The organism is Bradyrhizobium sp. Ai1a-2 (assembly GCF_000426245.1).
Lineage (GTDB): Bacteria > Pseudomonadota > Alphaproteobacteria > Rhizobiales > Xanthobacteraceae > Bradyrhizobium.
Genome location: NZ_AUEZ01000002.1, coordinates 1 through 25,296 on the forward strand (window position 1 = coordinate 1; position 25,296 = coordinate 25,296).

Here is a 25,296-nt window from a genome sequence, read left to right on the forward strand (position 1 = left end):
ACCTTGGCCAGCACGTCCTCATCCGACCAGGCCGCGTTGGCGACAAAATGCAGCAGCGACTGGTGCTGTGCCGCCGTGCGCGCCGGAGCCGTCCGCGCCGCCATCGGCTCCACGCTCTTGCGCTCCCCAGGCAGCATCAGCCCCGTGCAATAGTCGCGCAGCGGCCTCGTCCGCTCCGCGTGACCGATCGCGCTTCCAAGACCGGCCACATACTCCGCAAACCGTGCTTCGCTCTGATCGAGATCCATCTGGCCCTCCACGTGCCAAATATTGAATCTCTTCAATTACTTGATTCTCAGCCCCAAAAGACCGCGACCGCTTGACTCAGTAGTGTTAGCGCAGCGTAACCAGCCATTTCATTTGCGAGAATGCCGGCGGGTTACGCTGCGCTAACCCGCCCTACAGACCAATACTCACGGCCGAAGATGCGGCGTCGTGTTCGGCGCGGGGGCCTGCTCCAGCTCGGTCTCTTCGGGCAGCTTCTCGCCATGCACGGCGAGCGGCGGGCCGATCCAGAGCGGATCAACCAGATGGTCGCGGCGCGGATTGCTCGTGTTCGGATGCACGAGGATGCTGAGACTGCCATGGTTGAGCATCAGCCATGGCACGAACTCGGCAAAGACCTCTTTGGCGAAAGCCACCTGGTACATCGCCTGGTCGTGCGGCCCGACCTTGACGTCGTGCCATCGGCCGAGCGTGACCAAGAAGCGCTCGCCGATCCATGTCCTCAAGCGCTCGGCCTCCGACCGCGTCGTCGCCGGATCGTAGTAGATGTGGGCGTGATAGCTCGCGATCTCGCCGACCGATCGCGGTGCGGCGCCTTGCTGTAAATCGCTCATTCGATTCACCTCGCCTGTTCAGGCAGGGTAATCTAAGCGTTCCTCGGTTCCGGCGCCACGGGCCGCCTCGGCACCTATTCTGATGAGGCCGATGAGCGTGTTCGATTCAACGACCAAAGCCTCAAGACGAAATACGGACGCGCAGCCAGGTCCACAGGCATATGATCACGGGTATGGCGACGGTCACCCACGAGAGGTAGCGGCCGAAATCGCCCAACATCAGCGCGGCCAGAAGCCCGATCAACGTCAACGCGGCGACAAGGATCGGCGCGCCGAATACGCTGAGCCAACGGGGCGAGCGGTCGGTGCGACTGGTCATCGCGACGCAAGCGCCACTGCACCTTCCGCCCGCACGGCAGCGGCATGCGCCTTCCTGCTGCGTCGCGCGAGCCAGAGGTAGAGACCGCTGCCGATCACCACGATCGTCATCACGTCGAGCGCCACCCAGATGATCTTCAACGGCAACCCGCCATAGTCGCCGAAATGCAGCGGCTGCGAGATCAGTAGCGCCTGCAAATACGCTGGCAACGCGCGCGTATCGGCCACCGCTGCCGTCTCGCCGTCGAGCAGCACCGGCTTCAACAGGCGCGAGGTCAGCGGCGTATCGCCGCGCATGAAGGCGGCAAAATGATGCGATGAGGTGAAGGGCGTGCCGGGATATGCGATGAATGCGATCTCCATGCCCGGCGCCGCCTTGGTCGCCTGCGCAACGACATCGTCCAGCGATGCGAGATGCGCCGGCGGTGGCTTGCCGGCATAGGGCGCGACCATGGCGGCGAGTTCGGTCGATTTCCACTGCGCCAGCATCAGTTCCGCCCAGGTATTGACGACGCCGGTCAAGCCGACCACGAGCGCCCAGGCGATGGTGACGACGCCGATCAGATTATGCCAGTCGAGCCAGCCGACCCGGCGCGAGCTGTTGTTGCGGATTGTCGCAAAACTCAAACGACGCGTGAACGGCCAGTACAGAACAACGCCTGAAACGATCGCGACCGCGAACAACAGCCCCATGCCGCCGAGGAACAGCTTGCCGGCCTGGCCGGCGAACATATCGGTGTGGAGCTTCAGTACGATCAGCATCGGGCCGGTACCGACTGGGCCAAGCAGCCTGGTCGAGACCGCGTCGAAGGCGCGCACTGTCGCATTGTCCGGCTTGCCGTCGACGGCATCGTTGGTGAAAGCCAGCACGAGCCCGGGCTCATCCTTGTCCCAGGAGATGTACTGCATCACCCGGCCGGCATCGGCGGCGAGCGCTGCTTCAACGATCCGCTGCGGAGGCACTGGCCGCACGCCGGCCGCAGCTTCCGGCTGTGGCGCATAGCCCAGCGCCTCGTCGATCTCGTGGTGAAAGATCAGCGGTAGGCCGGTAAGGCACAACAGCAGCAGGAACAGGGTCGAGACCAAGCTCGTCCAGGTGTGGACCAGCGACCAGAGCCTGACGGCGCGTGCCTTCAGCGTCTTACTCCTTTACCATTTGTAGGTCAGGCTCGCCGTGATCCGGCGCCGATCACCGTAGAAGCAGGACGTCGACGATGCGCAGCTTGCGACATAGATCTTGTCGGATACGTTGACGACATTCAAGGCGGCTCGCCAGTTCTGCCATTCATAGTGAGCCACCGCGTCGCCAAGGAACACGGACGGCACGATCAGCGTGTTGGCGGGGTCGGCAAAGGATTCGCCGACGTAACGCAGACCGCCGCCAAAACCAAACCCGCGCAGTGGCCCATCCTGGAACGTATAGTCCGCCCAGGTCGACGCCACCTGCTGCGGCGAGTTGGTGGGCGCCTTGCCGATCAAAGCGGGGTTCAGGTCCTTGCTGATGAAGAGTTCGTAGGTCGAGAAGGTGCCGGTCAGCTTCAGACCGGGCATGATATTGGCGACCACTTCGGCTTCGATGCCGCGGGAGGTGACCTCACCATTCTGGGTCTGCAGCAGAGGAAAGACCGGGTCGGTCGTCAGCGCATTCTGCCGCTTGAGGTCGAACCAGGCGACACCGAAATGCCCGTTGAAGCCCGCCGGCTCCACCTTCAGGCCGATCTCGGTTTGCTCGCCTGTTTCAGGCAGCAGCAGTCGGTTGGCGGCGTCGGTGCCGATGACGGGATTATAGCTCGTCGCATAGGCGATATAAGGCGCAAAGCCGCTGTCGAAATTGTAGATCAGGCCGACGCGGCCGCTGAATTTGCTGTCGGTGCGGTTGAGCTGGGTGACGCCGGATGGACGGTCGTCCTGGTTGGTCGAGACCCAATCGTTGCGGCCACTCAAGACCAAAGTGAAGCCGCCAAACTTCATCTGGTCCTGCATATAGGCGCCGAGCTGCTGCTGGCTCAGGATGAAATCCCGGAACGGCGTCCCCGAAAACCCCGTGATCGGCGTGTAGATCGGATTCAGGACGTTGATCGAGGGGGCATCGAAACTGAAGCCCTGGAAGTCGGCGATCCGGTATGATCGCAAATCGAGCCCGAACAATGTCGTGTGCTTCACCGGCCCCGTCTCGAACCGATATTCCACCTGACTATCCAGGTTGGCCTGGTTGGCGACATCGTGGGCGAAGAACTTGTAACGCGCGAGGTCGCCCGCCGCGATGTTAGAATAGCCGTTGCCGATCAGCCCCGAGTAGGTGACGTCGACATGGGCGAAACGGGCATTTTGCCGGAACGTTACGTTGTCGGAAAGATTGCGCTCGAACTGATATCCCAGCATCTCCTGTTCGCGCCTGAAGGAGTCGACGCTGGGATCGCCCCCGAAGAAGTGCGTGGGAATTCGGCCGAACGGTGCATTGACGACCGTGCCGACATAAGGGAGGAAATTGATGCCGCGCGTGTCGTTCTTCGACGCCGAGGCCAGCACCGTGAAGGTGGTATCTGCGTCCGGCTTGAACGTCACCGATGGCGCAATGAAGTAATTGTTGTCCGGCGTGAAGTCGACTTGCGTTCCGCCGTTCTGGACCTGGCCGACCACCCGATAGAACAACTGGCCATTATTTGCGCCATTGCTGGTCTGCGTTTGCACCGGCCCGCCGAAATCGAACGAGAGATAGGCGTTTCCGAAATTGTTGACGCCGGTCTCGAGATAGCGGATCGGTTCGGCTGGCGGCATCTTGCTGATGGCATTGACGATGCCGCTCGGGCTGGAGCCGCCGTAGAGGACTGCCGACGGTCCACGCAGGACCTCGACACGTTCCATGTTGAATGGCTGTAGCTTCCAACTCGCATAGGCTGTGTAGAAGAGCTGCATGCCATCGAGGAACAGGCCGATATCGTCGGATTTGAAGCCGCGGATCAGGAACCAGTCGTTGCGGGTGTCGGCGCCAAAGGTGCTGGCCACGACGCCAGGTGCGTAGCGCAGGATCTCGTCGAACTTGATCGGCTTCTGATCGCGGATCTGCTCGCGGCCGATGACGGATATCGCCTGCGGCGTTTGCATGATCGGCGTATTGGTCTTGGTGCCGGTCATGCTGCGCTGGGCAACATAACCATCGATCGGCCCGCGTGGATCCTCAACTACGGTGGTATTGCGACGTGGCGGCTGCGCCTGGCGTGGCGGCGTGATCTGCGTGGCGCGCTGGACGCGGCGCTGCGCCACGGGCGGCGCGCGGCGGCGCGCTTCAGGCGGCGCGACCACGACCGGCGGCAGCGGCTGCGCCGATTGCGAAGAACTCGACTGCGCAAACGTTGCCTGCGGCAACAATGCCAAAAACGATACCGTCGCCGACGCGGCGACCGCCACCCCACGAAGAACCTTCAATCCACCACCCCAACTACAGCTTGACCCCTGCGCGCCGCAGACAAGCTCGGCGCGCCAGCGCGATCACGCTTAGGCGAGGAGTGGAGGCCGCCGCCAATAGAACACCTCTAGAGTTTTCAAGAATCGTTCCAAGAACGATTCTAAAACCTGGGCGTCGGTGGCATCGAGAAGCATCATCGCCTGAGCTGTGCGACATCGCGCATCTGCGCGAGATCAATCATGCGTCCGTGGCTGACGACGACGGCCGGAGGCGCGTGAAAGCGCAGCACATTCGTGACATCGGGATGATCGAGCACGACAAGGTTGGCGGTATACCCCGCCTCGATGCCGTAGTTCGCCAGATTGATCGCTGCGGCAGGGCGCGACGTGATCATCTCATAGAGGGTATCGATGTCCTGCTGCTTCGTCATCCACAAGAGATGCGCGGCGAGGAACGCCACCTCGGGCATGTTGTTCCGGCCGAATGGATAGTAGGCATCGGAAATATCGTCCTGCCCGAGACAGACGTTGACGCCCTGTTGCAAAAGCTCCTTGACCCCTGCGTGCAACGGACCGGTGTGGGGATCGCTGACGATGCTGACGCGCGCCTGGCGCAGCAACCCGGTCAATTCGCCGAAGTAGGTTTCGGGATAGAGCGCCATCGCCCGGCAATGATGCGCCAGCGCGCGGCCCTGGTAGCCACGCGCGATCGCCTGGCGCGCCATCGCTTCCAGCGTCTTCATGTTGGGATTGCCGACATCGTCCAGCAGCATCGAGATATCAGCATTGAACTCGGCAGCGAGATCGAAACAGAAATCGATGTGGGCGCGCATGTCATCGGCGCTGGCTTCGATCCAGGGAATACCGCCGACGACGTCTGCGCCCATCGCCATCGCCTCCCGCATCAAACGGTCGGCACCCGGCTCGCGCGCAAGTCCATCCTGCGCGAACGCCACGACCTGGAGATCGACGATATCGCGGAACTCCTCGCGAATCGCCAGCAGTGCCTTGACGCCCTCGAGCCGCGCCTTGGTGTCGACGTCGGCAAAGGCCCGGATATGCAGATTGCCATGCAGCGCCGCCAGCGCGACCGCACGCCTCGCGTTCGGAATGATCCAGGACGCGTCGTATTGCTCCTTCACCGCGGCGGCGAGATCGATCGCTTTCGCCGCCTCGCTCATGCTGCCGCCGTGATAGGCTTCGAGCGCCGCTTCCGACATCATCGGCAATGTCCACACCTTGCAAAGATGCAGATGGGCGTTGACGTACGGCGGCGTGACCAGGTTTCCGCCGGCATCCAGCGTCAGGCGGGCATCGCCGCCGAGGCGCGGCGCGATCTCGGCAATGACGCCATCCGAAATCGCGATGTCCGCAAGCGCGTCGCCCTGTCCCAGCAAGCGGGCATTTCGGATCAGGAGGTCGGTCATATCAGGGAATTCCGGTCGGCAGGAGAATTGAGAATACGGGTCTCGTTTCGAGCGCCGCAATGCACATCTGATGCAAGATGGATACCGTTCTCTGCAGGCGCGGCCGTTCGCGCCTGCCCACCCGGGCAGTTTCCAACGGCGCAAGAGCGTGCCCAGATCGGAGAAAATCCAACGGAGTTTTGCCATGTCCGATCCCTCAGTGCTTGCCACAGTCTCCGGCGCGACGGCCGAAATCGTCGCCCGCGCCGCGCCTGCCGTCGTCTCCGTGCACTCGCACCGCTCGCGCGCCTCGGGCTTTGTCTGGAAAGCGGGCCTGGTCGTCACCGCCGATGAGGCGCTGGCCGAAGAAGGCGAGGTCCTCGTCCGCTTTGCCGACGGAACTGAACGGTCAGCAACTATCGCCGGACGCGATCACACCACCGATGTCGCGTTGTTGCGGGTCGAGACCTCTAACATCTCGCCGATCAAGCTTTCAGCCGGGGTACCGGCGCTCGGATCGCTGGCGCTGGTCGCCGCCGCCGAGCGTGGCGTGCCCGCGGCGGCGCTGGGCCTGATATCGCTAGTCGGCGGCACGTGGCGGAGTCTGCGCGGCGGCGACATCGATGCGCGCATCGAGCTCGACGTCCGGCTGAGGCCCAGTCACGAGGGTGGGCTTGCGCTCAATGCCTCAGGCGATGCCATGGGCATGGCCGTGCTCGGCGCGCGGCGCGTCCTTGTCATCCCGGCCGCGACCATCGAGCGCGTGGCGGGCCGGTTGGAGACCCATGGCCGGATCGCGCGCGGCTATCTCGGGCTCGGCCTGCAGCCGGTCAAGCTCGACGACGGCATCGGCGCGATGGTGATGAGCGTCGACAAGACTGGTCCCTCGGCCGCCGCCGGCATCCGCCAAGGCGACGTGATCGTCGGCTGGAACGACGAGAAGATTTCCGGTGTGCGGGCGCTGCTCAAAGCGCTCGGGCCCGACAGCGTCGGCGCGACCGTCGACGTGGCAGTGCGGCGCGGCGGCGAGCCGGTGCGCGTCAAGCTGACGGTCGGGGAAAGGCCGGAGACGTGAGCGAACAGACCTCGCTTCCCCTCGTCATCGCCATCGACATCGGCGATCCCGCGCTGGCGGACCGGCTCGCCTCGCTGCTCGGCGGCGTTCCCGGCTTGCGCCTTGCCGCCCCGGGCGAAGCGGCAAGCATCGCGCTGGTCTCGCGGGAGCAGCCTGCAAGCGAACGATCGGAGATCGAGCTGACGCCGCGCGAGCGCGACGTGCTGGCGCTGATGGCCGAGGGCGCCTCGAACAAGACGATTGCGCGACAGCTCGGGATCTCCGTGCACACCGCCAAATTCCACGTCAGCTCGCTGCTCGACAAGCTCGATGCCACCGGCCGCACCGACGCGGTGGCACATGCGGCGCGGCGCGGCGTGATCCATCTCTAGTGGTGCGAGGTGACGCATCGTCAAGTAATGCGATCGGATGCTAGTGATGCGGGCGAACTCCGTCGCAGGCACCCTATGCTCGATCGTATAAAACCCTGGGCGCGCTCGCTCAAACGCGACAGTCGCGCCATCTATCTGGCCGCCCGAGATCCGCGGGTGCCGTGGTATGCGAAGCTGCTTGCCGTTGCGGTTGCCGGATATGCGCTTTCGCCGATCGACCTCATTCCCGACTTCATTCCGGTGATCGGCTATCTCGACGATCTCGTGCTGGTGCCGCTCGGCATCTGGCTCGTCATCTCGCTGGTCCCGAAGGAGATCATGGTCGAGTGCCGCGCCAGGGCGAGTGAGGCCTCGCCTCCAGCCAGCCGTACCGCAATGGCCGTCATCATCCTGGTCTGGATCGCTACGGCGCTTGCCGCCGGGTGGGCGGCCTATGCGCGCTGGAGTTAGAACGTCGCCCGCACGCCGACATAGAACGCGCGCGGCCGCGCCGGGCTGACCGAGCGCGCATCGGTGAACTCCGTGCCGCCAGCGGGGAAATTCGGCACCTGGTCGGTCTCGAAAAAGGTGCCGTAGGTCGCGTAGTGGTTGTTAAGTAGATTATCGATGCGGCCATAGACCTGGAAGTTCTTGGTGAACTGGTAGGAGGCGTGAGCATTGAACACGGCGTATGACGCGAGCTTCGGCGCCTGGTTGGAATCGTCGCCGACAAAATACTGGCCGCTGACATAGATCGCGTCCGCGCCGACCTTGAACTGATCGGTGAGCGCATAGTCGAAGCCGGCCTTGATGCGATGGCGCGGAACGGGAACCTGGTTGCCGGGCAGGATCTGCACATTGCCGTTTTCATCAGCGAAGGGGCTGTTGGAGCCGACCTGGAGCGCATCCAGGAAGCGCGCATCGATAAAGGCATAGCTCGCATACATCTGCAGCGCGGATGACTTCATCTGGATCTCGGCCTCGACGCCCTGTCGCCGCGTCGAGCCGACATTCTGGAAATAGCCGAAGCCCTGCAGCTCAGGGCTTGGGATCGCGAGAATGTCGTCCTTGTTGGTGGCGCGGAAGCCGCCGACCTTCCAGGAGAGCGTGCCGATGTTCAATTCCTTGGTGCCGCGCAGGCCGGCCTCGACGGTGCGCGACACCACCTGCTGCAGCGGCGGATCGGAGACCAGGAAGGCGGCGACGATGCAGGGGCGCGCGGGATCGGCGCAGCCGAGCTCCAGCGGCGTCGGCGCGCGGTTGGCTTCGGAATACCCGGCATAGGCGGTCAGCTCCGGTGTGATCTTGTAGGTGCCGCCAATGAGCGGATTGAAGCGGTCATAAGTGTTGTAGCCGCTCAGCGCGCCGCCGAGCTGGTCGTCAAGCCTGATGCGCGCATCGTTGAAACGGCCGCCCGCGGTGATCGAGAACGCCTTCGTCACGTCGAAGGTGTCGACTGCATAGATGCCGGTATATTGATTGGTGGTGCGCAGCGAGACCGGGCCGATCGAGATGGGATCGCCGGACTGGCCGAGGAAGATGCCGCTGCCACTGACCACGTAGTTCGTGCCGATGGTGCCGAGCTCCGCACTCGCGGTGAAGTAGGTAACGCTGGTGTCAAAGCTGCCGCCGATCGTGAAGCGGTTGTCATGGCCGAAGAGCTGATCCGTGTTCGTCGCCGCCAGTTGCATGCCTCCCGTGGTCGATTTCGTCGTGGTGCGGTCGTTCTCGCCGAGCACTGCGCCCGCTGGAAACGGATTGGCGAGCTGAACGCCGTTCAGGCCGTTTGCGGGGACATCATCACTGTTGAAGCACAATAGCCCGGCATCGGCCTCGCAGGGCTGCGTCTCTGTCGGGTTGCCATCCTGCGTCTTCTGCTTGAAGAAACGCAGATGCGCGGCGCCCTCGATGGTCCAGGTTGGGGTCGCCTCCACCTTTCCGGTCAGGTTGAAGTAGCCGACTTTGTTGGCAGTGGTTTGCGGTGTCGTGTAGGTCGCGCCCCAATATCGCTGCAGCAGTTCGACCGGCACCGTCGCCGCCGCGCCGAACTTGTTGTCGGCGAGCCCGATATTGAGATGGAATTCGCTGACGTCGTTCTTGTGGGCGACATCGCCGTAGAAGCGGCGGACGTCGGACTGGGAGAAATTACGATAGCCGTTGTCGTGCAGGCCCTCGAGCGCGCCATAGACGGCAAAATTGTCGATCTGCTTGCCCCACTGCGCCGCCCCCTGGAAGCGGCCGTACGAGCCACCCATGCTGTTGATCTCGGCGCCCTGATAGGAAAAGCCGTCTTTCATCTGTACGACGACCGCGCCGCCCAGCGCGTTGAGACCGAAGGCCGGATTGTTGGTCACGACATCGATGGACCTGACCGCGCTGGTCGGGATCAGGTCCCAGTTGACGGTGTCACCAAAGGCTTCGTTGACCCGCACCCCGTTCTGATAGACCGCAAGGCCCTGCGGCGTGCCTGCCACGGGAGACGCCACGAAGCCGCGGAACTGAACGTCCGGCTGGAAGGGATTGCCGGCGACCTCGTTGACGATGATGCCGGGCACGCGTTGGTCGAGCGCAGTCGTGATATTGAGCGAATCGGTTCGCGCGATTTCTCTGCTGTCGACGACATTGACGGCCGCGGGCACCTTGTCCGCCTCGACTGCAGCAGCCGAATCCGAGGTCGGCGTCGGCGCGGTCGGGACATACACCACTCTTGGCGCTCTCGCCCGCGCACGAACGGGAGCCGCCGTCGGACGGCCGCGCCTGGCGCGGTCTGCAGGCGTCACCTCGACCGGCGGCAATGTCTCGACTTGCTGTCCCCCGCTCTGGGCGAATCCCGTCTCGTTCCCACTGACAACGACGACCCCCGTCGCAATCGATGCGGCAAGCCAAACCCGCACGCCCACCATTTACCACCCATTCCACCCACCGTCCGGCCGTTATCGCCGGTTCGAGCGATAGTAGAGTGCGGAACGAGCAGTGCGCTACTTGCAAGTGTTCCCGAAAGTTCCGGGAAGAATTCCCGACCCTTCGCGGCCGGAGCCCTCGGCCACCAATAAATATCTGCTATATGCCGATGACAGTGAATTCGTCTCTGGTTACTCCCCATGAAGCCAATCCCCGGCACCCAGCCGAAGCGGCCCGACGCCGCGTCACTCATGACATCAACGGAATTGCGCCGGCGCTGGCGGGCCGGCGAGGAGGTGGCGCTGCTCGATGTGCGCGAGGAAGGCCCCTACTCGCTGGCGCATCCCTTCTTCGCCGTCTCCCTGCCGCTTTCGCAGATCGAATTGCGTGTTCTCGATCTGATCCCGCGGTTCGGCGCCCCCATTGTCGTGTACGACGACGGCGAAGGATATGCCGAGCGGGCGGCGAAACGTATTTCAGCACTCGGCTATACGGATGTCTCGATCCTCGATGGCGGCCTGGAAGCCTATCGAACGGTCGGCGAAGTCTTTCGCGACGTCAATGTGCCGAGCAAGGCGTTCGGCGAACTCGTCGAGGCGATCCGCCACACACCTTCCCTGTCGGCGAACGAGGTCAAGGCCCTGATCGAGACGGAGCCCGATCTGGTGGTGCTCGACGCCCGCCGGTTCGAGGAATACCGCACCATGAGCATTCCCCGCGGCGTCAGCGTTCCCGGCGGTGAGCTCGCGTTTCGCGGCAGGGAAATCGCGCCCGCGCCTGGCACCACCATCATCGTCAACTGCGCCGGCCGGACGCGCAGCATCATCGGCACGCAGTCGTTGATCAACGCCGGGCTTCCGAACCGGATTTTCGCGCTACGAAACGGCACGATCGGCTGGACCCTGGCCGGACACGAGGTCGAACGCGGCCGGACCGACCGGTTCCTGCAGCGCCCCGAAGCGACTTACTCCACGGCCCTTGCCAGCGCGACGCAATGGGCAGCGCACGTCGGCGTTTCGGCGCTCGACCACAGCACATTCATTCGCTTTCTCGCGCAAGCGAATGAACGTACGCTCTATTTGCTCGATGTAAGGACACCGGAGGAATACGAGCGCGGACATCCGCCGGGCTTCGCCTCGGCACCTGGTGGGCAGCTCGTGCAGGCCACGGATGAATGGATTGCCGTGCGCGGATCGCGGCTCGTGCTGTTCGATGACGACGGCGTTCGCGCGCGCATGGCCGCATCCTGGTTGATCCAGATGGGCTGGGACGCTCACGTCGTCGGGCCGGAATTGATTGGGCCGACCGAGGCCGGCGCTCCGCCACCGCGCCGTCCGGTGCCAACAGCCTCCGGCCCCGCGATCGACGTCGCAGAACTGATCGCAAATCGCGACAGCTGGACCGTCATCGATCTGGCGCGCAGTCCCGCCTATGCGGCGGGCCATATCTCCGGCGCGCATTTCGTGCTGGCCTCGCGCTTCGCCAAGGATCTGCCGCGACTGCCCGGCGAGGGCGCGATCGTTCTCACCAGCGCCGACGGCGACGAAGCGATGTTCGCGCTCGCGGATGCGACCGCCTCGACACAGCGCAAAGTGGCCGTGCTGAAAGGCGGAACGCGCGCCTGGACCAATAGCAATCAGCCGCTGGAGCGGGACCGGCATTCCTGGATCTCGCAACCCGATGATGTCTACAAGCGCCCCTATGAGGGGACGGACAATGCGGCGGCCGCGATGCAGGCCTATATCGATTGGGAGCTGCACCTTGTGACCCAGCTCGCAAACGATTCAGTGTCCAACTTTCACGTGGTCTGAAGCGTCACGCTGCCATTCGAGCCAGTCTAGGAGCGCGCTTGCGTGGGTACCAGCGCCTCCACCGTCACGCCGTCAGATGACGAAACCGTCAGCGAGCCGCCCAATGCCAACAGGCGTTCGCGCATGCCGGTGAGGCCGAAGCCGAACTGGTGATCGGGGCTCAAGCCGCGGCCGTTGTCGCGGACCTGCACCCGCGCGCTGCCGCGATGTCCCCGCACGCTGTCCGGCTGCTCAGCCGGCTCGACGGTGACCTTGACTGCGGTCGCGCCGGCATGACGAAAGGCATTGGTCAGCGCTTCCTGGACGACGCGATAGATCGTGAGATCGGCGGTCTCGCCGGTCTCGCCAAGGGAAGGTGAAATGCTGGTCTCGATCGCCACTTCGGGATGCGATTCGGTCCACAAGCGGAACAGGGCAGAGAGCGCCTCGTGAAGTCCGAGCTCGGCTAGTCCGACCGGGCGCAGCTTCTCCAGTATCCGGCGGGTGAACTGCTGCAGCGCATTGACCTGCTCCAGCATCGCCCCGCCGTGCTTTCGTACCTGGTCCGGAGCTGCATCGCGCGCATCAGATAGCCGCATCAACGCGCTTGCGTGAGCGCGCAATGCGAACAGATGCGGGCCGAGTTCGTCGTGCAGTTCGCGCGCGATCTCCTTGCGCTCCCGATCCTGCAGCGAAAAGGCGCGTTCGGCGAGCTGCCGCTTGTCCTCGATCGCTTCGCCTAGCGTGGCCGCGAGATGATTGAGCTTGGCGCAGATCGCAGCCAGTTCCGGCGCGCCGCCCGGCGTCACCCGAACATCGTATTGCCCAGCCTCGATCTTCGCCATGGCTTGCGACAGCGACTCGAGCGGCGCCAGCGCGCGCCCGACAACGCTCCTGATGATCAGGAAGAGCACAATTACGATCGCGGAACCGACCGCGAGCTGAGTGACGATGCCATCCCAGATCTCCGCCATCTCGTCATTCGGATGCGAGGTGATCACGAGCGATTCGGATTTACCGCGGATCGAGATCGGCACGCTAACGGAAGTTGTCTCCGGATGGACCAGCGTGACGAACCAGGCCGGCGGCGATCGCGCTTCCTCGCGGCTGTCAATCGCCTCGGCCTCCCCGGACCTCGCGGTCGCGCCATCCTGTCGCGTGATGCTGACGTGACGCAGCCGGCTCAGATCGCGAACGATCTGGTCGAGCCGGGCGTCCGGATCGGGAGCCTCGTTCAGCCCGGACACGATCGTGGTTACGAATTCCCGCGCGAGGCGGATGACGCTCTGGTCTTCAGCCTGGACCCGGGGCCCGGCCTCGACGACAAGGCGGGCGATGTTGATGGCGAGACCGAGCGCGAGGACGAGCGCCAGCAGCAGGTTGATCCGCCCGCGCAAGGAAAGTTTCTGCCACATCGCCTTTGCCCACGATCATCCGCTTAGGTTCCTCAATCAAGAGGAGCGTTGACAGACAAATACCGCGTCTGTCTAATCGAAGGGTACAGTAATCGCGCTGGAGATGCATGAGCGGGCCCGGCGGGAAGCCGCGTCCATGCAATCTGATGCGGTGCAGCAACGCACTGACGCAGCTATCCGGGACTTCAAGCATGCGCGTTCTGATCGTTGACGACCATCCGATCGTCGCTTCCGGCTGCCGCACCGTGTTCGCCGACGAACCGGAGATCGAGTTACTTGAAGCATGCGACGCCGAAAGCGGCGAACGCGTCTTTGTCGCCGAACGTCCCGATATCTCCGTGATCGACATTAACCTGCCGACCGTCTCGGGCTTCGAGCTGGCGCGGCGGATGCTGATGCGCGACGATTCCGCACGCATCATCATGTTCAGCATGAACGACGATCCCGTGTTCGCCGCCCGCGCCATCGAGATCGGCGCCAAGGGCTATGTGGCGAAGACCGGCGATCCCAACGATCTCGTCGAGGCCATCCACGAAGTCGGCAATGGCGGGGTCTATCTGCCGCCCGCCATCGCGCGGCGCGTGGCCTTTGCCGGCCCCGCCGCGGCGCAGAGCCCGCTGTCGAAGCTCAATCCGCGCGAGATGGAGATCCTGCGCCTGCTCAGCGCCGGCAAGACGCTCTCCGAGATCGCCTGGCTGGTTCATTCCTCCTACAAGACCGTCGCCAACACCTCCTCGATCATGCGCCAGAAACTGGGCGTGCGCACCTCGGCCGAACTGGTGCGGTTGGCGATCGAGAGCGGCGTCGCCTGAAGATCGCGCACGCATGATACGGACATGCAGGCAGCGGTTTTCCGAAAAAATTATGCGCAGACAAAGCAAAGCGCCGGAGTGCTGGAGATGACGATTCAAACCGTTTCAACCAACAAATCCCATGGCGGCATCCAGGGCGTGTACAAGCATGCCAGCCGCGAGACCAGGACCGACATGACCTTTTCGGTCTATGTCCCACCGCATCCGGCAGGCGCGAAGCTGCCGGTCGTGTACTATCTCTCCGGCCTGACCTGCACCCATGCCAATGTCACCGAGAAAGGCGAATACCGCGACACCTGCGCCGATCTCGGCCTGATCTTCGTGGCGCCCGACACCAGCCCGCGCGGCGAGGGCGTGCCCGGCGATCCCGCCGGCGCCTACGACTTCGGGCTTGGCGCCGGCTTCTATGTCGACGCCACGCAGGAGCCCTTTGCCCATAACTACCGGATGTGGAGTTACGTGACGCACGAATTGCCGCAGGTCGTCGCGGCAAATTTCCCGGTCGATCCCGTGCGGCAGTCGATCATGGGCCATTCCATGGGCGGGCACGGCGCGCTGACGGTGGCGCTGCGCCATCCCAACCGCTATCGCGCTGCGAGCGCTTTCGCGCCGATCGTGGCGCCGTCGCAGGTGCCCTGGGGCACCAAGGCCCTCGGCGGCTATCTCGGCGACGACAGAAGCGCGTGGCGCAAGCATGACACGGTGGCGCTGATCGAGGACGGCGCGCGATTTTCCGACCTGCTGGTGGACGTTGGCGATGCCGACTCGTTCCTTGCTGAACAGCTTCGCCCGGAACTGCTGCAACAGGCCTGCGCGCAGGCGCATATCCCGCTGCTGCTCCGACGCCAGGAAGGCTACGACCACAGCTATTATTTCATCTCCACCTTCATGGCCGATCATTTGCGCTGGCACGCCGCGCGGCTGACGGCCTGAACCATCTTCGTCGCGGTTACGGGTACAGCGGCAATTCACATCATTGCCGCGACGGCAAACCGCGCTCTCATGATCGTGATCGGGCGGAATCGAGAACGTCGCAACGACAAAATGCGGGGTTGCAAGCCGGGACAATTCAGTCATCTTGCAGCCCAAGAGTAGCTCCATCGCCGGTCAAGGCGAGGAGCGTCGGGAGGAAACATGGTCCGATGGCTGGTCGCCGCAATCGGTCTGATCGCAATGGCGATGCCGGTGTGTGCCGCCGAGCCGATCGCGATCGGCATCGGCTATCTCAGCCGTGCCGGCGTTCAGCAGAAGCTGTCGCTGGTCGAGCAGCCCGCCGAGAATGACGGCATCGCCGGCGCGCGGCTTGCGATCGAGGACAACAACACCACCGGAAAATTCCTCAACCAGCGCTTTAACCTGGAAGAGGTCCGTCTCAAGGAAGGCGAGGACGTGGCGAAGGCCGCGACTGCGCTTGCCGATCGCAATGACTTCATCATCGCCGATCTTCCACCGGATGCGCTGCTGCAGGCGGCGGACGCGTTGCGCGATCGCGGCACGGTGCTGCTGAATGCCGGCGCAATCGACGACCGGCTGCGCGAGCAGGATTGCCGCGCCAATTTGATCCACGTCGCGCCGACGCGCTCGATGCTGGCGGATGCGCTGGCGCAATATCTGGTGTGGAAGCAGTGGAAGCGCTGGTTCCTGGTGGTCGGCTCGCATGACAAGGACAAGCTCTATGCCGATGCGCTGCGACGCGCCGCGACGCGCTTCGGCGCCAAGATCGTGCAGGAGAAGACCTTCGAGGACACCGGCGGTGCCCGCCGCACCGACAGCGGGGTAACGCTGATCCAGCGGCAGATGCCGGTCTTCACCCAGCAGATCCCGGCCTATGACGTGCTGGTTGCCGCTGACGAAAGCGAGGTCTTCGCGTCCTATCTGCCTTACCGCACCTGGGACCCGCGGCCGGTCGCGGGCTCGGCTGGGCTCGTACCCACGAGCTGGGACGCGGCGCAGGATCAATGGGGCGCGATCCAGATGCAGAACCGGTTCATGAAGCTGAATTCGCGGCGCATGACCGCGCTCGACATGCAGGCCTGGACCGCTACGCGCATGATCGGCGAAGCCGCCTCGCGCACGAACTCCGGTGACCCGAAGAGGCTGCTCGCTTTCCTCAAGGGACCGGATTTCTCGGTGGCCGCGTTCAAGGGCACGCGGCTGACGCTGCGGGACTGGAACCTGCAGCTTCGCCAGCCGATTCTTCTGGTCGACGGCCGCATGGTCGTCTCGGTGTCGCCCCAGGAAGGCTTCCTGCACCAAGTCTCCGAGCTCGACACGCTCGGCGCCGACCGTCCCGAGACAAAATGCAAACTGCAATGAAGGAGAGATCGCGCATGTGGCGCCACTGTCTGCTTTCCGGAACGGTCCTTTGGCTCGCGGCCGCCGCACCCGCTTCCGCCTTCATGGCTTTTGTCTCGAACGAGAAGGGCAATACAGTTTCGGTCATCGACACCGATAGCTGGACAGTGACGAAAACCATCAAGGTCGGCCAGCGTCCGCGCGGCATCGAGTTCACCCGCGACGGCAAGTTCGTCATGGTCGCGGTCGGCGATGACGACACCATCCAGGTGATCGATGCCAAGAAGCAGGAGGTGGTGGACACCCTGCCCTCCGGGCCCGATCCGGAACTGTTCACCCAGGATGCCGCGGGCAAGATCATGTACGTCGCCAACGAGAACGACAATACGGTGACCGTGATCGATCTCGAAAAGCGCGCCCGTATCGGCGATGTCCAGGTCGGCGTCGAGCCGGAGGGCATGACGATCAGCCCCGACGGCAAGATCCTGATCAACACCTCCGAGACCACCAACATGGCGCATTTCATCGACACGTCGACGCGCCAGATCGTGGCCAACGTGCTGGTCGACGCCCGGCCGCGCTTCGCCGAGTTCAAGCATGACGGCTCGGAATTGTGGGTGTCCTCCGAGATCGGCGGCACGGTGTCGATCGTAGATCCCGTCAAGCACGTGGTGACCGGCAAGGTCTCCTTCAACATTCCCGGCCTGCGCAGCGAAGCGATCCAGCCCGTCGGCATCGGCATGACCAAGGACGACAAGACCGCCTTCGTCGCGCTCGGCCCTGCCAACCGGATCGCGGTGGTCGACGCCGTCAATCACAAGGTGACCAAGTATCTCCTGGTCGGGCAGCGCGTCTGGCACATGGCGTTCACGCCGGACGAGAAATATTTGCTGGTGACCAATGGCGTGTCCAACGACGTCTCCGTCATCGACGTCGCCGCGCAAAAAGTGATCAAGACCATCCAGGTCGGCGAACTGCCCTGGGGCGTAACGATTGCACCGCAATGACAGCAGCCGAGAAACCCATCGCAGACAAACCATCGTCGGACATATCGGCCCGGCAGGATCCTGCCGGCGCGGCCGCCTTGTCGATCGAAGGCGTCAGCCATTCCTATGGCGCGCGCCGCGCGCTGATCGATGTGAGCTTTGACGTCGCGCCGGCGAGCTTCACGGCGCTGCTCGGCCTGAACGGCGCCGGCAAGAGCACGCTGTTCTCGCTGATCACGCGATTGTTCGGCATCCAGACCGGACGCATCGGCATTTTCGGTCACGACATCAGCCGCGCGCCGGGCGAGGCGCTGCGTCTGCTCGGCGTCGTGTTCCAGCCGCGCACGCTCGACCTCGATCTCTCGGTGACGCAGAACCTGCTCTATCATGCAGCCCTGCACGGCATTAGCCGGCGGGAGGCACGCTTGCGCAGCGGCGAGGTGCTGGCGCGCATCGCGCTTTCCGACCGCGCCGGCAGCAAGGTGCGCGATCTCTCCGGCGGTCAGATGCGCCGGCTGGAGATCGCGCGCGCGCTGTTGCACCGGCCGCGTTTGTTGCTGCTGGACGAGGCCACGGTTGGCCTCGACGTCAAGGCGCGTTCGGACATTCTTAACCACGTCCGGCAACTCGTCTCCGAGCAAGGCATCGGCGTGCTCTGGGCCACGCATCTGTTCGACGAGATCACGGCAAGCGATGATCTCGTGGTGCTGCACCAGGGCAAGGTGCTGGCGCGCGGCCAGGTCTCGCGCGTGATCGCAGACACGGGCGCACAGGACATCAACACCGCCTTCATGCGCCTGACCGGGGCTGTCGGCAAAGGCGTGAGCGAGGCATCATGAGCTCCATCACCGTCACGCCGTCGCGGCGCGGCTTCTCCTTTGCCGAATACATCACCTGCCTCAACGGGATCGTCTGGCGCGAGGCGCTGCGCTTCCTGCATCAACGCGAACGGTTCATCTCGGCACTGGTCAGGCCGCTGGTGTGGCTCTTCATCTTCGCGGCTGGCTTCCGCCAGGTGCTGGGTATCTCGATCATCCCGCCCTACGAGACGTACATCCTCTACGAGGTCTATATCGCGCCGGGACTGATGGCGATGATCCAGCTTTTCAACGGCATGCAATCCTCGCTCTCGATGGTCTATGACCGCGAGATGGGTAATATGCGCACGCTGTTGGTGAGCCCGCTGCCGCGCGGGTACCTTTTGTTCTGCAAACTGCTGGCGGGCACCGCGGTCTCGCTGCTGCAGGTCTATGCCTTCCTTGTGATCGCATGGCTCTGGGACATCACCCCGCCGCCGATCGGCTATCTCACGGTGCTGCCGGCGCTGGTGCTGTCAGGATTGATGTTAGGAGCGCTCGGCATGCTGATATCCTCCGGCATCAAGCAGCTCGAGAATTTTGCCGGCGTCATGAACTTCGTGATCTTTCCGATGTTCTTTGCCTCATCCGCACTCTATCCGCTGTGGCGGGTGCAGGAGGGCAGCCCGATGCTTTATTATGTCTGCCAGCTCAATCCATTCACCCACGCGGTCGAATTGATCCGCTTTGCGTTGTACGGCCAGATCAACTGGATTTCGCTTGGCGTCGTCGCAGGCTGCACAGCAGTTTTCATGATCGGCGCGATCCTGGCTTACGATCCCTCGCGCGGATTGGCGCGGCGCGGGCCTGCCGGAGGCGAGACATGATCGGGCGGATTGCGATCGGAGCATTGCTTGCCGTTGCATCGACCGGGGTCGCTTGTGCCGCCGATCCGCGCTATCCCAACTGGCCCTGCGCGCAGGCCAAGGTGCCGGAGATTTCGCTGGCGGCCGTATGGGCGGGACCACCGCTCGATGACGTGCAGGACAAATGGAAGGAGGATCCCAAGATCAGCGCGCTGGTGGAGAAACTGGCGGCGCGGCGCACGCCGCTCGATGATGCACAAAAGGCGATCACGGATTTCCTGGCGGCTTCCGCGGCCGACAAGACCACCGCCGGCAAGCTGCTGTTCGCGGGCCTGTTCGATTCGCTGAACGCCCAGCGTTCCTCGGTCATGAACGGAATCGAGCGGGTGAGCCGCAAGCAACGCGAGGCCGCTGAGAAGATTCGCGCCGACACGCTCGCGCTGCAGGCGCTGCAGAACGCGTCCTCGCCCGATCAGGCCAAGGTCGACGAACTCGGCAACACCCTCCTGTGGGAAACGCGGATATTCGAGGACCGCCAACGTGTGGTCAGATTTGTCTGCGAAGTACCGACAACGATCGACCAGCGCCTGTTCGCGCTTGGCCGTACGATCCAGCAAGAGATGGAGTAGCGCCGGTTCCGGCGCAAAAAGGTCAGTACAGCTCACCTTTTGTCCGGTTCCACCGACTAAATGCCGGAACCAAATGTGATTCCAGCGTCTTGTCGCTCAGGCCATCTCGAAACCGGGAGAGTTTTGATGAGAGCAATGACCATCATCTTGGCGAGCGCGACGGCCGTCAGCATGTTTGCAACCGCGGCTTCGGCTCAACAGAACATGACGGGAACCATCACCAAGATCGACCGGCTGAATAGCACCATCTCGATCCAGCAGACGCAGAGTGGCACGGTCGGCGCAGGTAGCGGCGCAATCCAGGAGTTCAAGGTGCAGGACACCAACAAGCTTGAACCCTTTCATGCCGGCGACAAGGTGAACTTCTCCGCCGCCGAAGGCGGCGGCACCAAGACCATCACCGACCTGAAGAAGCAATAATGTGATCCCACTGAACCTCGGCCCTCGCGGCCGAGGTTCGGCCTCGCCTGAGTGAAATCGCAGGGCTTATTTCTCTTCACCCGTCCGCGGCTCCGGCTTGGCTTCGACGAGTGGCAAGCCTGCGTGCTCCCATCCATCGGATCCCAGCGGATACCAGGCGATGTTGGAATAGCCGTAGGTCAGCGCGCGCTTGGCTGCGTTCCACGACATCCAGCAATTTTCCTGACAATAGATCACGAGCAGCGCCGCCTTGTTGCCATCAGAGGCACGCTCAAGGCCGCGGCGAAGATAGTCTTCAGTTACATCGGCGAGCTTTCCATAGCCGGTATCGGGCAGCCAGATGCTGCCCGGGATGTTGTGTCGCGGCTTGTCGCGCCACACGGTGCCTTCCGGCAGATTGGCGGGTTTTGGCGGACGCGGCAGCACGTCGACAAAAGCACCGGTCTTGTCGCGCCAGATCGTCTCGGCTTCCGCAGTCGAGAGCACGCGAGCGCCGGCAAGCGTTGCTGGCACCGGCGCCCGGTAGTTCTCGATGCGGTATTCTTGCGGCTCGGCGACCGGCTGCTGCGCGTGGACTGCTGCGCCGAGCGCCGCGGTGGCAACGACCAGGCTCGTGAGCCAGCGCCTCATGGCGATTTCGTCGCCGTGTCCTGGCCGATCGGCCGATCGCTCTCGTCCAGAAGCGGCACGCCGTAGTCGAGCAGGATCTTGTTGATGTCGCCCTGATTCTCCTGGATCAGGCGATTGAGCTGGCGTTTCCAGTTCTGGTCCGCCGGGCGCACGCCCATGCCGATGCGATAGACGAGTTTCGGGCCCGTCGTTTCCTTCACCAGCGGCGTGACATGCAGCGGCGGATTGGCCTTTTTGGCATAGAAGCCGGCCATCGGCCCCCACAACACGCCGGCATCGATCTCGCCCTTGGCAAGATCCTTGATCATCGCCTCTGCGGAGGAATCGATGCGCGTATCGATCATCAATGGATAGGGTTTTGCATTCGCCATCAGGCCGGCCGCGGCCATGTTGGTGCCCGGCGGCGTGCCGGCGACGACGCCGATATGCTTGCCCTTCAGCCGCTCGTCCTCGAGCGTGGTGACATCGTCGAGGCCGCTGCCTTGCTTGGTGACCAGTGCATAGGCCGTGCGATAATAGGGATTGGTGCCCTGGGCGAGTTCGTCGCCCTGCGGAAAGCCCATGATGACGTCGCAGCGGTGCGAGCCGAGCGTCATCCGCACGAAGCCGGTCGCCTGCGGAAAATACGTGAACTCGAGCTTCTTCTGCAGCTTCTGGGCAAACAGCTCGGCGAGCTTGTTCTCGAAGCCTTCGCCCTTGTCGTTGGAGAACGGCAGGTTCCTCGGGTCGGCGCAGACGCGCAGGACCTTGGGATCAATCAATTCGATCGAGAGATCGCCGCTGTCGTTGGTCTGCGCGCGAGCGGCACCATGCCCGACCACCATCGCGGCGATCGCAAGCAGCACCGGCAACAAGCGGCGATATCGTCCGGCACCCGCCATCGCGCTTCCTCCTCTTTCTTGTTTGTGGCTAACCATAGATTGCCCGGCACGTCACGGCGTGCAACAGCTTCGTGGTGATTTCGCCTGGCATGCTGCAGCGCAAACAGGCGTGATCCGAATGCGAAGCGGTCGATGCCCTTCGCGCACCAACTTGGGCGGAAATATGGCTCGTATCGTCTCGCTGATCGCGCTGGTCGCTGCACTCTGCCTGTCGACCCTAGCGCAGGCGCAGGAACAAGAATTGCCTGTGAGCGAAGTCGCGCCCGGAATCTTCGTGCATATCGGCGCGATCGCCCTGATGACCGGCGAGAACGAAGGCGCCATCGCCAACATCGGATTTATCATCGGCGACAGCGCCGTTGCCGTGATCGATACCGGCGGCAGCGTCCGCGAGGGACGGCGACTATTGGCCGCCATCCGCGCCCGCACCGACAAGCCGGTCCGCTATGTCATCAACACCCACGCCCATCCCGATCATGCTTTCGGCAACGCGGCGTTCGTGGGTGGTGGAACCGTTTTCGTCGGCCACAATCATCTTCCGCTGGCGCAGACGATACGAGGCCAGTTCTATCTCGAGGCCTTCCGCCGGACGATGGGCGCGGAACTGATCGATGAGGTACGCATCGTGCCGCCCACGATGCTCGTCGACGACGTCCTCGCGCTCGATCTCGGTGGACGATCGCTTACGCTAAGGGCATGGCCGACTGCGCACAGCGATAACGACCTTACCGTGCTCGACGAGAACACCGGCACCTTGTTCGCCGGCGACCTCGTGTTCGTCAGCCATATCCCGGTCCTGGACGGCAGCATCAAAGGCTGGCTCGCCATCCTCGGCGAACTCGCCGCCCTGCCCGCGCAGCGCGTGGTTCCCGGTCACGGCCCCGTGAGCGAATGGCCGGCAGCGCTGGCCGATGAACGCCGCTACCTCGAAACGCTGGCGGCCGACGTGCGCGCGCTGATCGCGAAGGGCAAGCCGATCACTGCCGCCGCCGAAAGCGCCGCCGCGTCGGAGCGGCCGCGCTGGAAACTGTTCGGCGAGTACAACGCCCGCAACGCAACTGCAGCATTTTCGCAATTGGAGTGGGAATAGGTTTGGCGAGGCCGTATAGTGGCGGCGTTGCTTGCATCCTCGCCGCGAGGAGAACGACCATGTTCGGAGCACCTTTCCGTCTAGCCTGTATCGCCGGCCTGATGGGCATCATCGCCTTTAGCGCACCCGCGGTGAGCGCGGAGACCGATGATCCGTGGCCCGGCCTCGTCCAGGACATCTTCAACAATCGCCCAATGAGCGACGGCAGCGACGTGATCGCGATCGAGATGCCGACCCGTGCGGAAGATGCCGCAATCGTGCCGGTGACGCTGCGCAGCAAGCTTGCGCCCGACGACAGTCGCCGCGTGCGGACGATCACCCTCGTCATCGACCAGAACCCGGCGCCGATGGCGGCCAGGTTCGACCTTGGAGCTGACGCCAACGTCACGGAAATCTCGACCCGCGTGCGCGTCAACAACTACACCGACGTCCATGCCGTGGCCGAACTCACCGACGGCAAGCTCTATGTGGTGAAGACCTACGTGAAGGCGTCCGGCGGCTGCGCCGCGCCTGCGCTGAAGAACGCCGAAGAGGCCAAGGCCAGGCTCGGCCAGATCCGGTATCGGCAGCTTTCGAAGGCCGGCGCTGGTTCCACGAGCGGAGCCCGGGAGGCGCAGATCATGATCGGCCATCCCAACAATTCCGGCCTGCAGATGGACCAGGTGACGCAGCTCTATATTCCCGCCTTCTATGTCGACCGCCTGCAGCTCTGGCAGGACGACAGCCTGGTGCTGAAGATGGAGGGCGGAATCTCGATCTCCGAGGATCCCAACATCCGCTTCACCTATGTCTCGAATGGCGCCAAGCGCTTCCGCGCCGAGGCCAAGGACACCGACGGGCACGTCTTCGAACACGAATGGAAGATCGATTCGGATAGTTGAACCACCGGCGCTAGATTTTTGTTTTGACGCGTTTTCTTCACGCGAACCGGTATCCACTTCGCTCGAAAACGCTCTAACCGTCTCAGAAGCACCTGACTTCAGCTTCGGCCTGGGCCCGGCGGAGATCGTTGAGGGCATTGGTCGCCTGCTCGGACGTGCGGAACGGCGAGCCCATGTCGCCCCTCACCTGCGACAGGCTGAGCACCGTCTCGGCGGTGACATAGCGGTCATAGGGAATCAGCGATGCGACCACGTCGATCGAGCACGAGCATTGCTCGATGGCCTGCCGTGTTTCGCCGTTCGCCTTCAGGCAGCCGAACACGTATTCCGCGCGGGCGGCTGTCGGATAATCATTGACCTCCTCGCCGCGCGCGATCGCCGCAGTTGCCGCGAACACGATCAAAGCGGCGACAATAGGTCGTACCGGTCGCGCAACTGTCATAGCCATCCTCCCGCTTTCAATGGCGCAAGCTATGCTATGACTACCCGATAGAAAAGAACACGTTCGAGGAAACGGCTCAACAAAATGAGTGCCATCATTCGCACGCTGCTGGCTGCCGCGGTTCTTGCGGTGACGCCACTCGCCGCCTGCTTTGGCGCAGACACGATCCGCGTTGCAGTGCAGAAAACCGGCACCTTTGCCTGGGAACTGGCGGTCATCCGCGCGCATGGCCTCGACAAGAAGGCCAATCTCACGATCGAGGCCACCGAGCTCGCGAGCCCCGAGGCGGGCAAGATCGCGCTCCGCGCCGGCAATGCCGACGTCATGGTCTCCGACTGGCTGTGGGTTTCGCGCGAGCGCACGCTTGGCGCCAAGCTCGCTTTCTATCCTTATTCGAGCGCGCTCGGCGCCGTGATGGTACCGACCTCCTCGCCGATCCGCTCGCTCGCCGATCTCCGGGGGAGCAAGCTCGCAGTCGCCGGCGGGCCGATCGACAAGAGCTGGCTCTTGCTGCGGGCATCCTTGAAGCAGGAAGGCCTCGATCTGAAGTCGGCGGCGACCATCGTCTATGGCGCCCCGCCGCTGCTCGCGGCCAAGGCAGTAGGCGGCGAGGTCGACGCCGTCGTCAATTACTGGAATTTCTGCGCCGCGCTGGAAGCCAAGGGCTTCCGCCGCGTCGCCGGCATCGAGGACATCTTGCCGAAACTCGGCGCCAAGGGCCGCATTGCGATGGTCGGCTATGTCTTCGACGAAGGCTGGGCCAATGCGAATCGCGACGCGGTCGTGCGCTTCATCGCAATGACCCGCGCGGCCAAGGAGATCCTCACGAAATCCGATGACGAATGGGAAAAGATCGCGCCGCTGACGGGCGCGGCGGACGCTGCAACGCTGCACGCCTATCGCAACCGCTATCGCGAAGGCGTTCCGCGCCGCCCGATCGCGGACGAAGAGGCCGACGCGCAGGTGCTCTACCGGGTACTCGCCGGGATCGGCGGCAGCGAACTGGTGGGATCGGCAACCGAGCTTGACCCCGGCACGTTCTATCACGCAATCCCGGGAGATTGAGCC

The 25,296-nt window shown here is 63.6% G+C and carries 26 protein-coding genes; 15 read left to right on the forward strand and 11 right to left on the reverse strand.

Annotated features, from left to right (window positions below; genetic code table 11):
* The 6 genes from K288_RS0101520 to K288_RS0101550 form a co-directional block, all read right to left on the reverse strand.
* On the reverse strand, nt 1-248 hold a 248-nt coding region (locus K288_RS0101520), incomplete at its 3' end, for a transposase (RefSeq protein WP_043159176.1).
* Nucleotides 249-413: 165 nt separating this feature from the next.
* Complete coding sequence (locus K288_RS0101525; RefSeq protein WP_027577986.1) at nt 414-839, reverse strand: DOPA 4,5-dioxygenase family protein; 426 nt, start codon at nt 837-839, stop codon at nt 414-416.
* Between the two features lie 121 nt (nt 840-960).
* Nucleotides 961-1,158 carry a hypothetical protein gene (locus tag K288_RS0101530; protein WP_027577987.1) on the reverse strand — a complete coding sequence of 66 codons (198 nt, stop codon included), beginning with the start codon at nt 1,156-1,158 and terminating at the stop codon, nt 961-963.
* Nucleotides 1,155-2,294: a PepSY-associated TM helix domain-containing protein gene (locus K288_RS44345; protein ID WP_051334289.1), complete on the reverse strand. Its 1,140-nt coding sequence runs from the start codon at nt 2,292-2,294 to the stop codon at nt 1,155-1,157. The genes K288_RS0101530 and K288_RS44345 overlap by 4 nt, the downstream gene beginning before the upstream one ends.
* Nucleotides 2,295-2,306: 12 nt before the next feature.
* Entirely contained in the window at nt 2,307-4,583 is a 2,277-nt protein-coding gene (locus tag K288_RS0101540; RefSeq protein ID WP_027577988.1) for a TonB-dependent siderophore receptor, read from the reverse strand.
* 173 nt (nt 4,584-4,756) lie between these two features.
* Complete coding sequence (locus tag K288_RS0101550) at nt 4,757-5,989, reverse strand: amidohydrolase family protein (RefSeq protein WP_027577989.1); 1,233 nt, start codon at nt 5,987-5,989, stop codon at nt 4,757-4,759.
* 184 nt (nt 5,990-6,173) lie between these two features.
* Here K288_RS0101550 and K288_RS0101555 point away from each other — a divergent pair, with 184 nt between their 5' ends.
* From K288_RS0101555 to K288_RS0101565, 3 genes are all read left to right on the forward strand, one after another.
* Nucleotides 6,174-7,043 (forward strand): S1C family serine protease, encoded by an 870-nt coding sequence (locus K288_RS0101555; protein WP_027577990.1) that lies wholly within the window; start codon nt 6,174-6,176, stop codon nt 7,041-7,043.
* Nucleotides 7,040-7,414: a LuxR C-terminal-related transcriptional regulator gene (locus tag K288_RS0101560; RefSeq protein WP_027577991.1), complete on the forward strand. Its 375-nt coding sequence runs from the start codon at nt 7,040-7,042 to the stop codon at nt 7,412-7,414. The genes K288_RS0101555 and K288_RS0101560 overlap by 4 nt, the downstream gene beginning before the upstream one ends.
* A gap of 75 nt (nt 7,415-7,489) precedes the next feature.
* Nucleotides 7,490-7,864: a YkvA family protein gene (locus tag K288_RS0101565; protein ID WP_027577992.1), complete on the forward strand. Its 375-nt coding sequence runs from the start codon at nt 7,490-7,492 to the stop codon at nt 7,862-7,864.
* On the opposite strand, the gene K288_RS0101570 is transcribed toward K288_RS0101565, so the two are convergent.
* Nucleotides 7,861-10,296, reverse strand: coding sequence for a TonB-dependent receptor (locus K288_RS0101570; protein WP_051334290.1), 2,436 nt, complete (start codon nt 10,294-10,296; stop codon nt 7,861-7,863). The two genes, K288_RS0101565 and K288_RS0101570, sit on opposite strands and share 4 nt — an antisense overlap.
* Nucleotides 10,297-10,494: 198 nt before the next feature.
* Between K288_RS0101570 and K288_RS0101575 the strand changes: the two genes are divergently transcribed.
* A complete protein-coding gene (locus K288_RS0101575) occupies nt 10,495-12,105 on the forward strand; it encodes a rhodanese-like domain-containing protein (protein WP_027577994.1) in 1,611 nt (536 codons plus the stop codon).
* A gap of 26 nt (nt 12,106-12,131) precedes the next feature.
* Here K288_RS0101575 and K288_RS0101580 read toward each other — a convergent pair whose 3' ends face one another.
* On the reverse strand, nt 12,132-13,499 hold the full coding sequence (locus tag K288_RS0101580; RefSeq protein WP_027577995.1) for a sensor histidine kinase: 1,368 nt from the start codon (nt 13,497-13,499) through the stop codon (nt 12,132-12,134).
* A 191-nt stretch (nt 13,500-13,690) separates the two neighbouring features.
* On the opposite strand from K288_RS0101580, the gene K288_RS0101585 reads away from it, so the two are divergent.
* The 8 genes from K288_RS0101585 to K288_RS0101620 all read left to right on the forward strand — a co-directional run bounded on the left by K288_RS0101585 (nt 13,691) and on the right by K288_RS0101620 (nt 20,304).
* Nucleotides 13,691-14,311, forward strand: a complete 621-nt coding sequence (locus tag K288_RS0101585) for a response regulator transcription factor (protein WP_027577996.1) — start codon at nt 13,691-13,693, stop codon at nt 14,309-14,311.
* Between the two features lie 87 nt (nt 14,312-14,398).
* Entirely contained in the window at nt 14,399-15,244 is an 846-nt protein-coding gene (gene fghA / locus K288_RS0101590; RefSeq protein WP_027577997.1) for an S-formylglutathione hydrolase, read from the forward strand.
* A gap of 201 nt (nt 15,245-15,445) precedes the next feature.
* On the forward strand, nt 15,446-16,627 hold the full coding sequence (locus tag K288_RS0101595; protein WP_027577998.1) for an ABC transporter substrate-binding protein: 1,182 nt from the start codon (nt 15,446-15,448) through the stop codon (nt 16,625-16,627).
* A 14-nt stretch (nt 16,628-16,641) separates the two neighbouring features.
* A complete protein-coding gene (locus K288_RS0101600) occupies nt 16,642-17,613 on the forward strand; it encodes a YVTN family beta-propeller repeat protein (protein ID WP_244443026.1) in 972 nt (323 codons plus the stop codon).
* Complete coding sequence (locus tag K288_RS0101605; RefSeq protein ID WP_051334291.1) at nt 17,610-18,431, forward strand: ABC transporter ATP-binding protein; 822 nt, start codon at nt 17,610-17,612, stop codon at nt 18,429-18,431. The genes K288_RS0101600 and K288_RS0101605 overlap by 4 nt, the downstream gene beginning before the upstream one ends.
* Nucleotides 18,428-19,276, forward strand: coding sequence for an ABC transporter permease (locus K288_RS0101610; RefSeq protein ID WP_027578001.1), 849 nt, complete (start codon nt 18,428-18,430; stop codon nt 19,274-19,276). The genes K288_RS0101605 and K288_RS0101610 overlap by 4 nt, the downstream gene beginning before the upstream one ends.
* A complete protein-coding gene (locus tag K288_RS0101615) occupies nt 19,273-19,884 on the forward strand; it encodes a hypothetical protein (protein ID WP_027578002.1) in 612 nt (203 codons plus the stop codon). Before K288_RS0101610 ends, K288_RS0101615 begins: the two co-directional genes overlap by 4 nt.
* A gap of 126 nt (nt 19,885-20,010) precedes the next feature.
* Entirely contained in the window at nt 20,011-20,304 is a 294-nt protein-coding gene (locus tag K288_RS0101620) for a copper-binding protein (protein ID WP_027578003.1), read from the forward strand.
* A gap of 66 nt (nt 20,305-20,370) precedes the next feature.
* Here the strand turns inward: K288_RS0101620 and K288_RS0101625 are convergent, their stop codons facing one another.
* Together K288_RS0101625 and K288_RS0101630 are read right to left on the reverse strand one after the other, a co-directional pair.
* Complete coding sequence (locus K288_RS0101625; RefSeq protein WP_027578004.1) at nt 20,371-20,934, reverse strand: PQQ-dependent catabolism-associated CXXCW motif protein; 564 nt, start codon at nt 20,932-20,934, stop codon at nt 20,371-20,373.
* Nucleotides 20,931-21,815, reverse strand: a complete 885-nt coding sequence (locus K288_RS0101630) for a substrate-binding domain-containing protein (RefSeq protein WP_027578005.1) — start codon at nt 21,813-21,815, stop codon at nt 20,931-20,933. Before K288_RS0101630 ends, K288_RS0101625 begins: the two co-directional genes overlap by 4 nt.
* Before the next feature lie 163 nt (nt 21,816-21,978).
* Between K288_RS0101630 and K288_RS0101635 the strand changes: the two genes are divergently transcribed.
* Both K288_RS0101635 and K288_RS0101640 read left to right on the forward strand, forming a co-directional pair.
* Entirely contained in the window at nt 21,979-22,905 is a 927-nt protein-coding gene (locus tag K288_RS0101635; protein WP_027578006.1) for a quinoprotein relay system zinc metallohydrolase 2, read from the forward strand.
* A 59-nt stretch (nt 22,906-22,964) separates the two neighbouring features.
* Entirely contained in the window at nt 22,965-23,786 is an 822-nt protein-coding gene (locus tag K288_RS0101640; protein ID WP_027578007.1) for a quinoprotein dehydrogenase-associated SoxYZ-like carrier, read from the forward strand.
* An 82-nt stretch (nt 23,787-23,868) separates the two neighbouring features.
* On the opposite strand, the gene K288_RS0101645 is transcribed toward K288_RS0101640, so the two are convergent.
* The gene (locus K288_RS0101645) at nt 23,869-24,228 is read right to left on the reverse strand and encodes a hypothetical protein (protein WP_027578008.1); all 360 of its coding nucleotides are present in this window, start codon (nt 24,226-24,228) and stop codon (nt 23,869-23,871) included.
* 84 nt (nt 24,229-24,312) lie between these two features.
* On the opposite strand from K288_RS0101645, the gene K288_RS0101650 reads away from it, so the two are divergent.
* A complete protein-coding gene (locus K288_RS0101650) occupies nt 24,313-25,293 on the forward strand; it encodes an ABC transporter substrate-binding protein (RefSeq protein ID WP_027578009.1) in 981 nt (326 codons plus the stop codon).
* Nucleotides 25,294-25,296 lie beyond the last annotated feature (3 nt).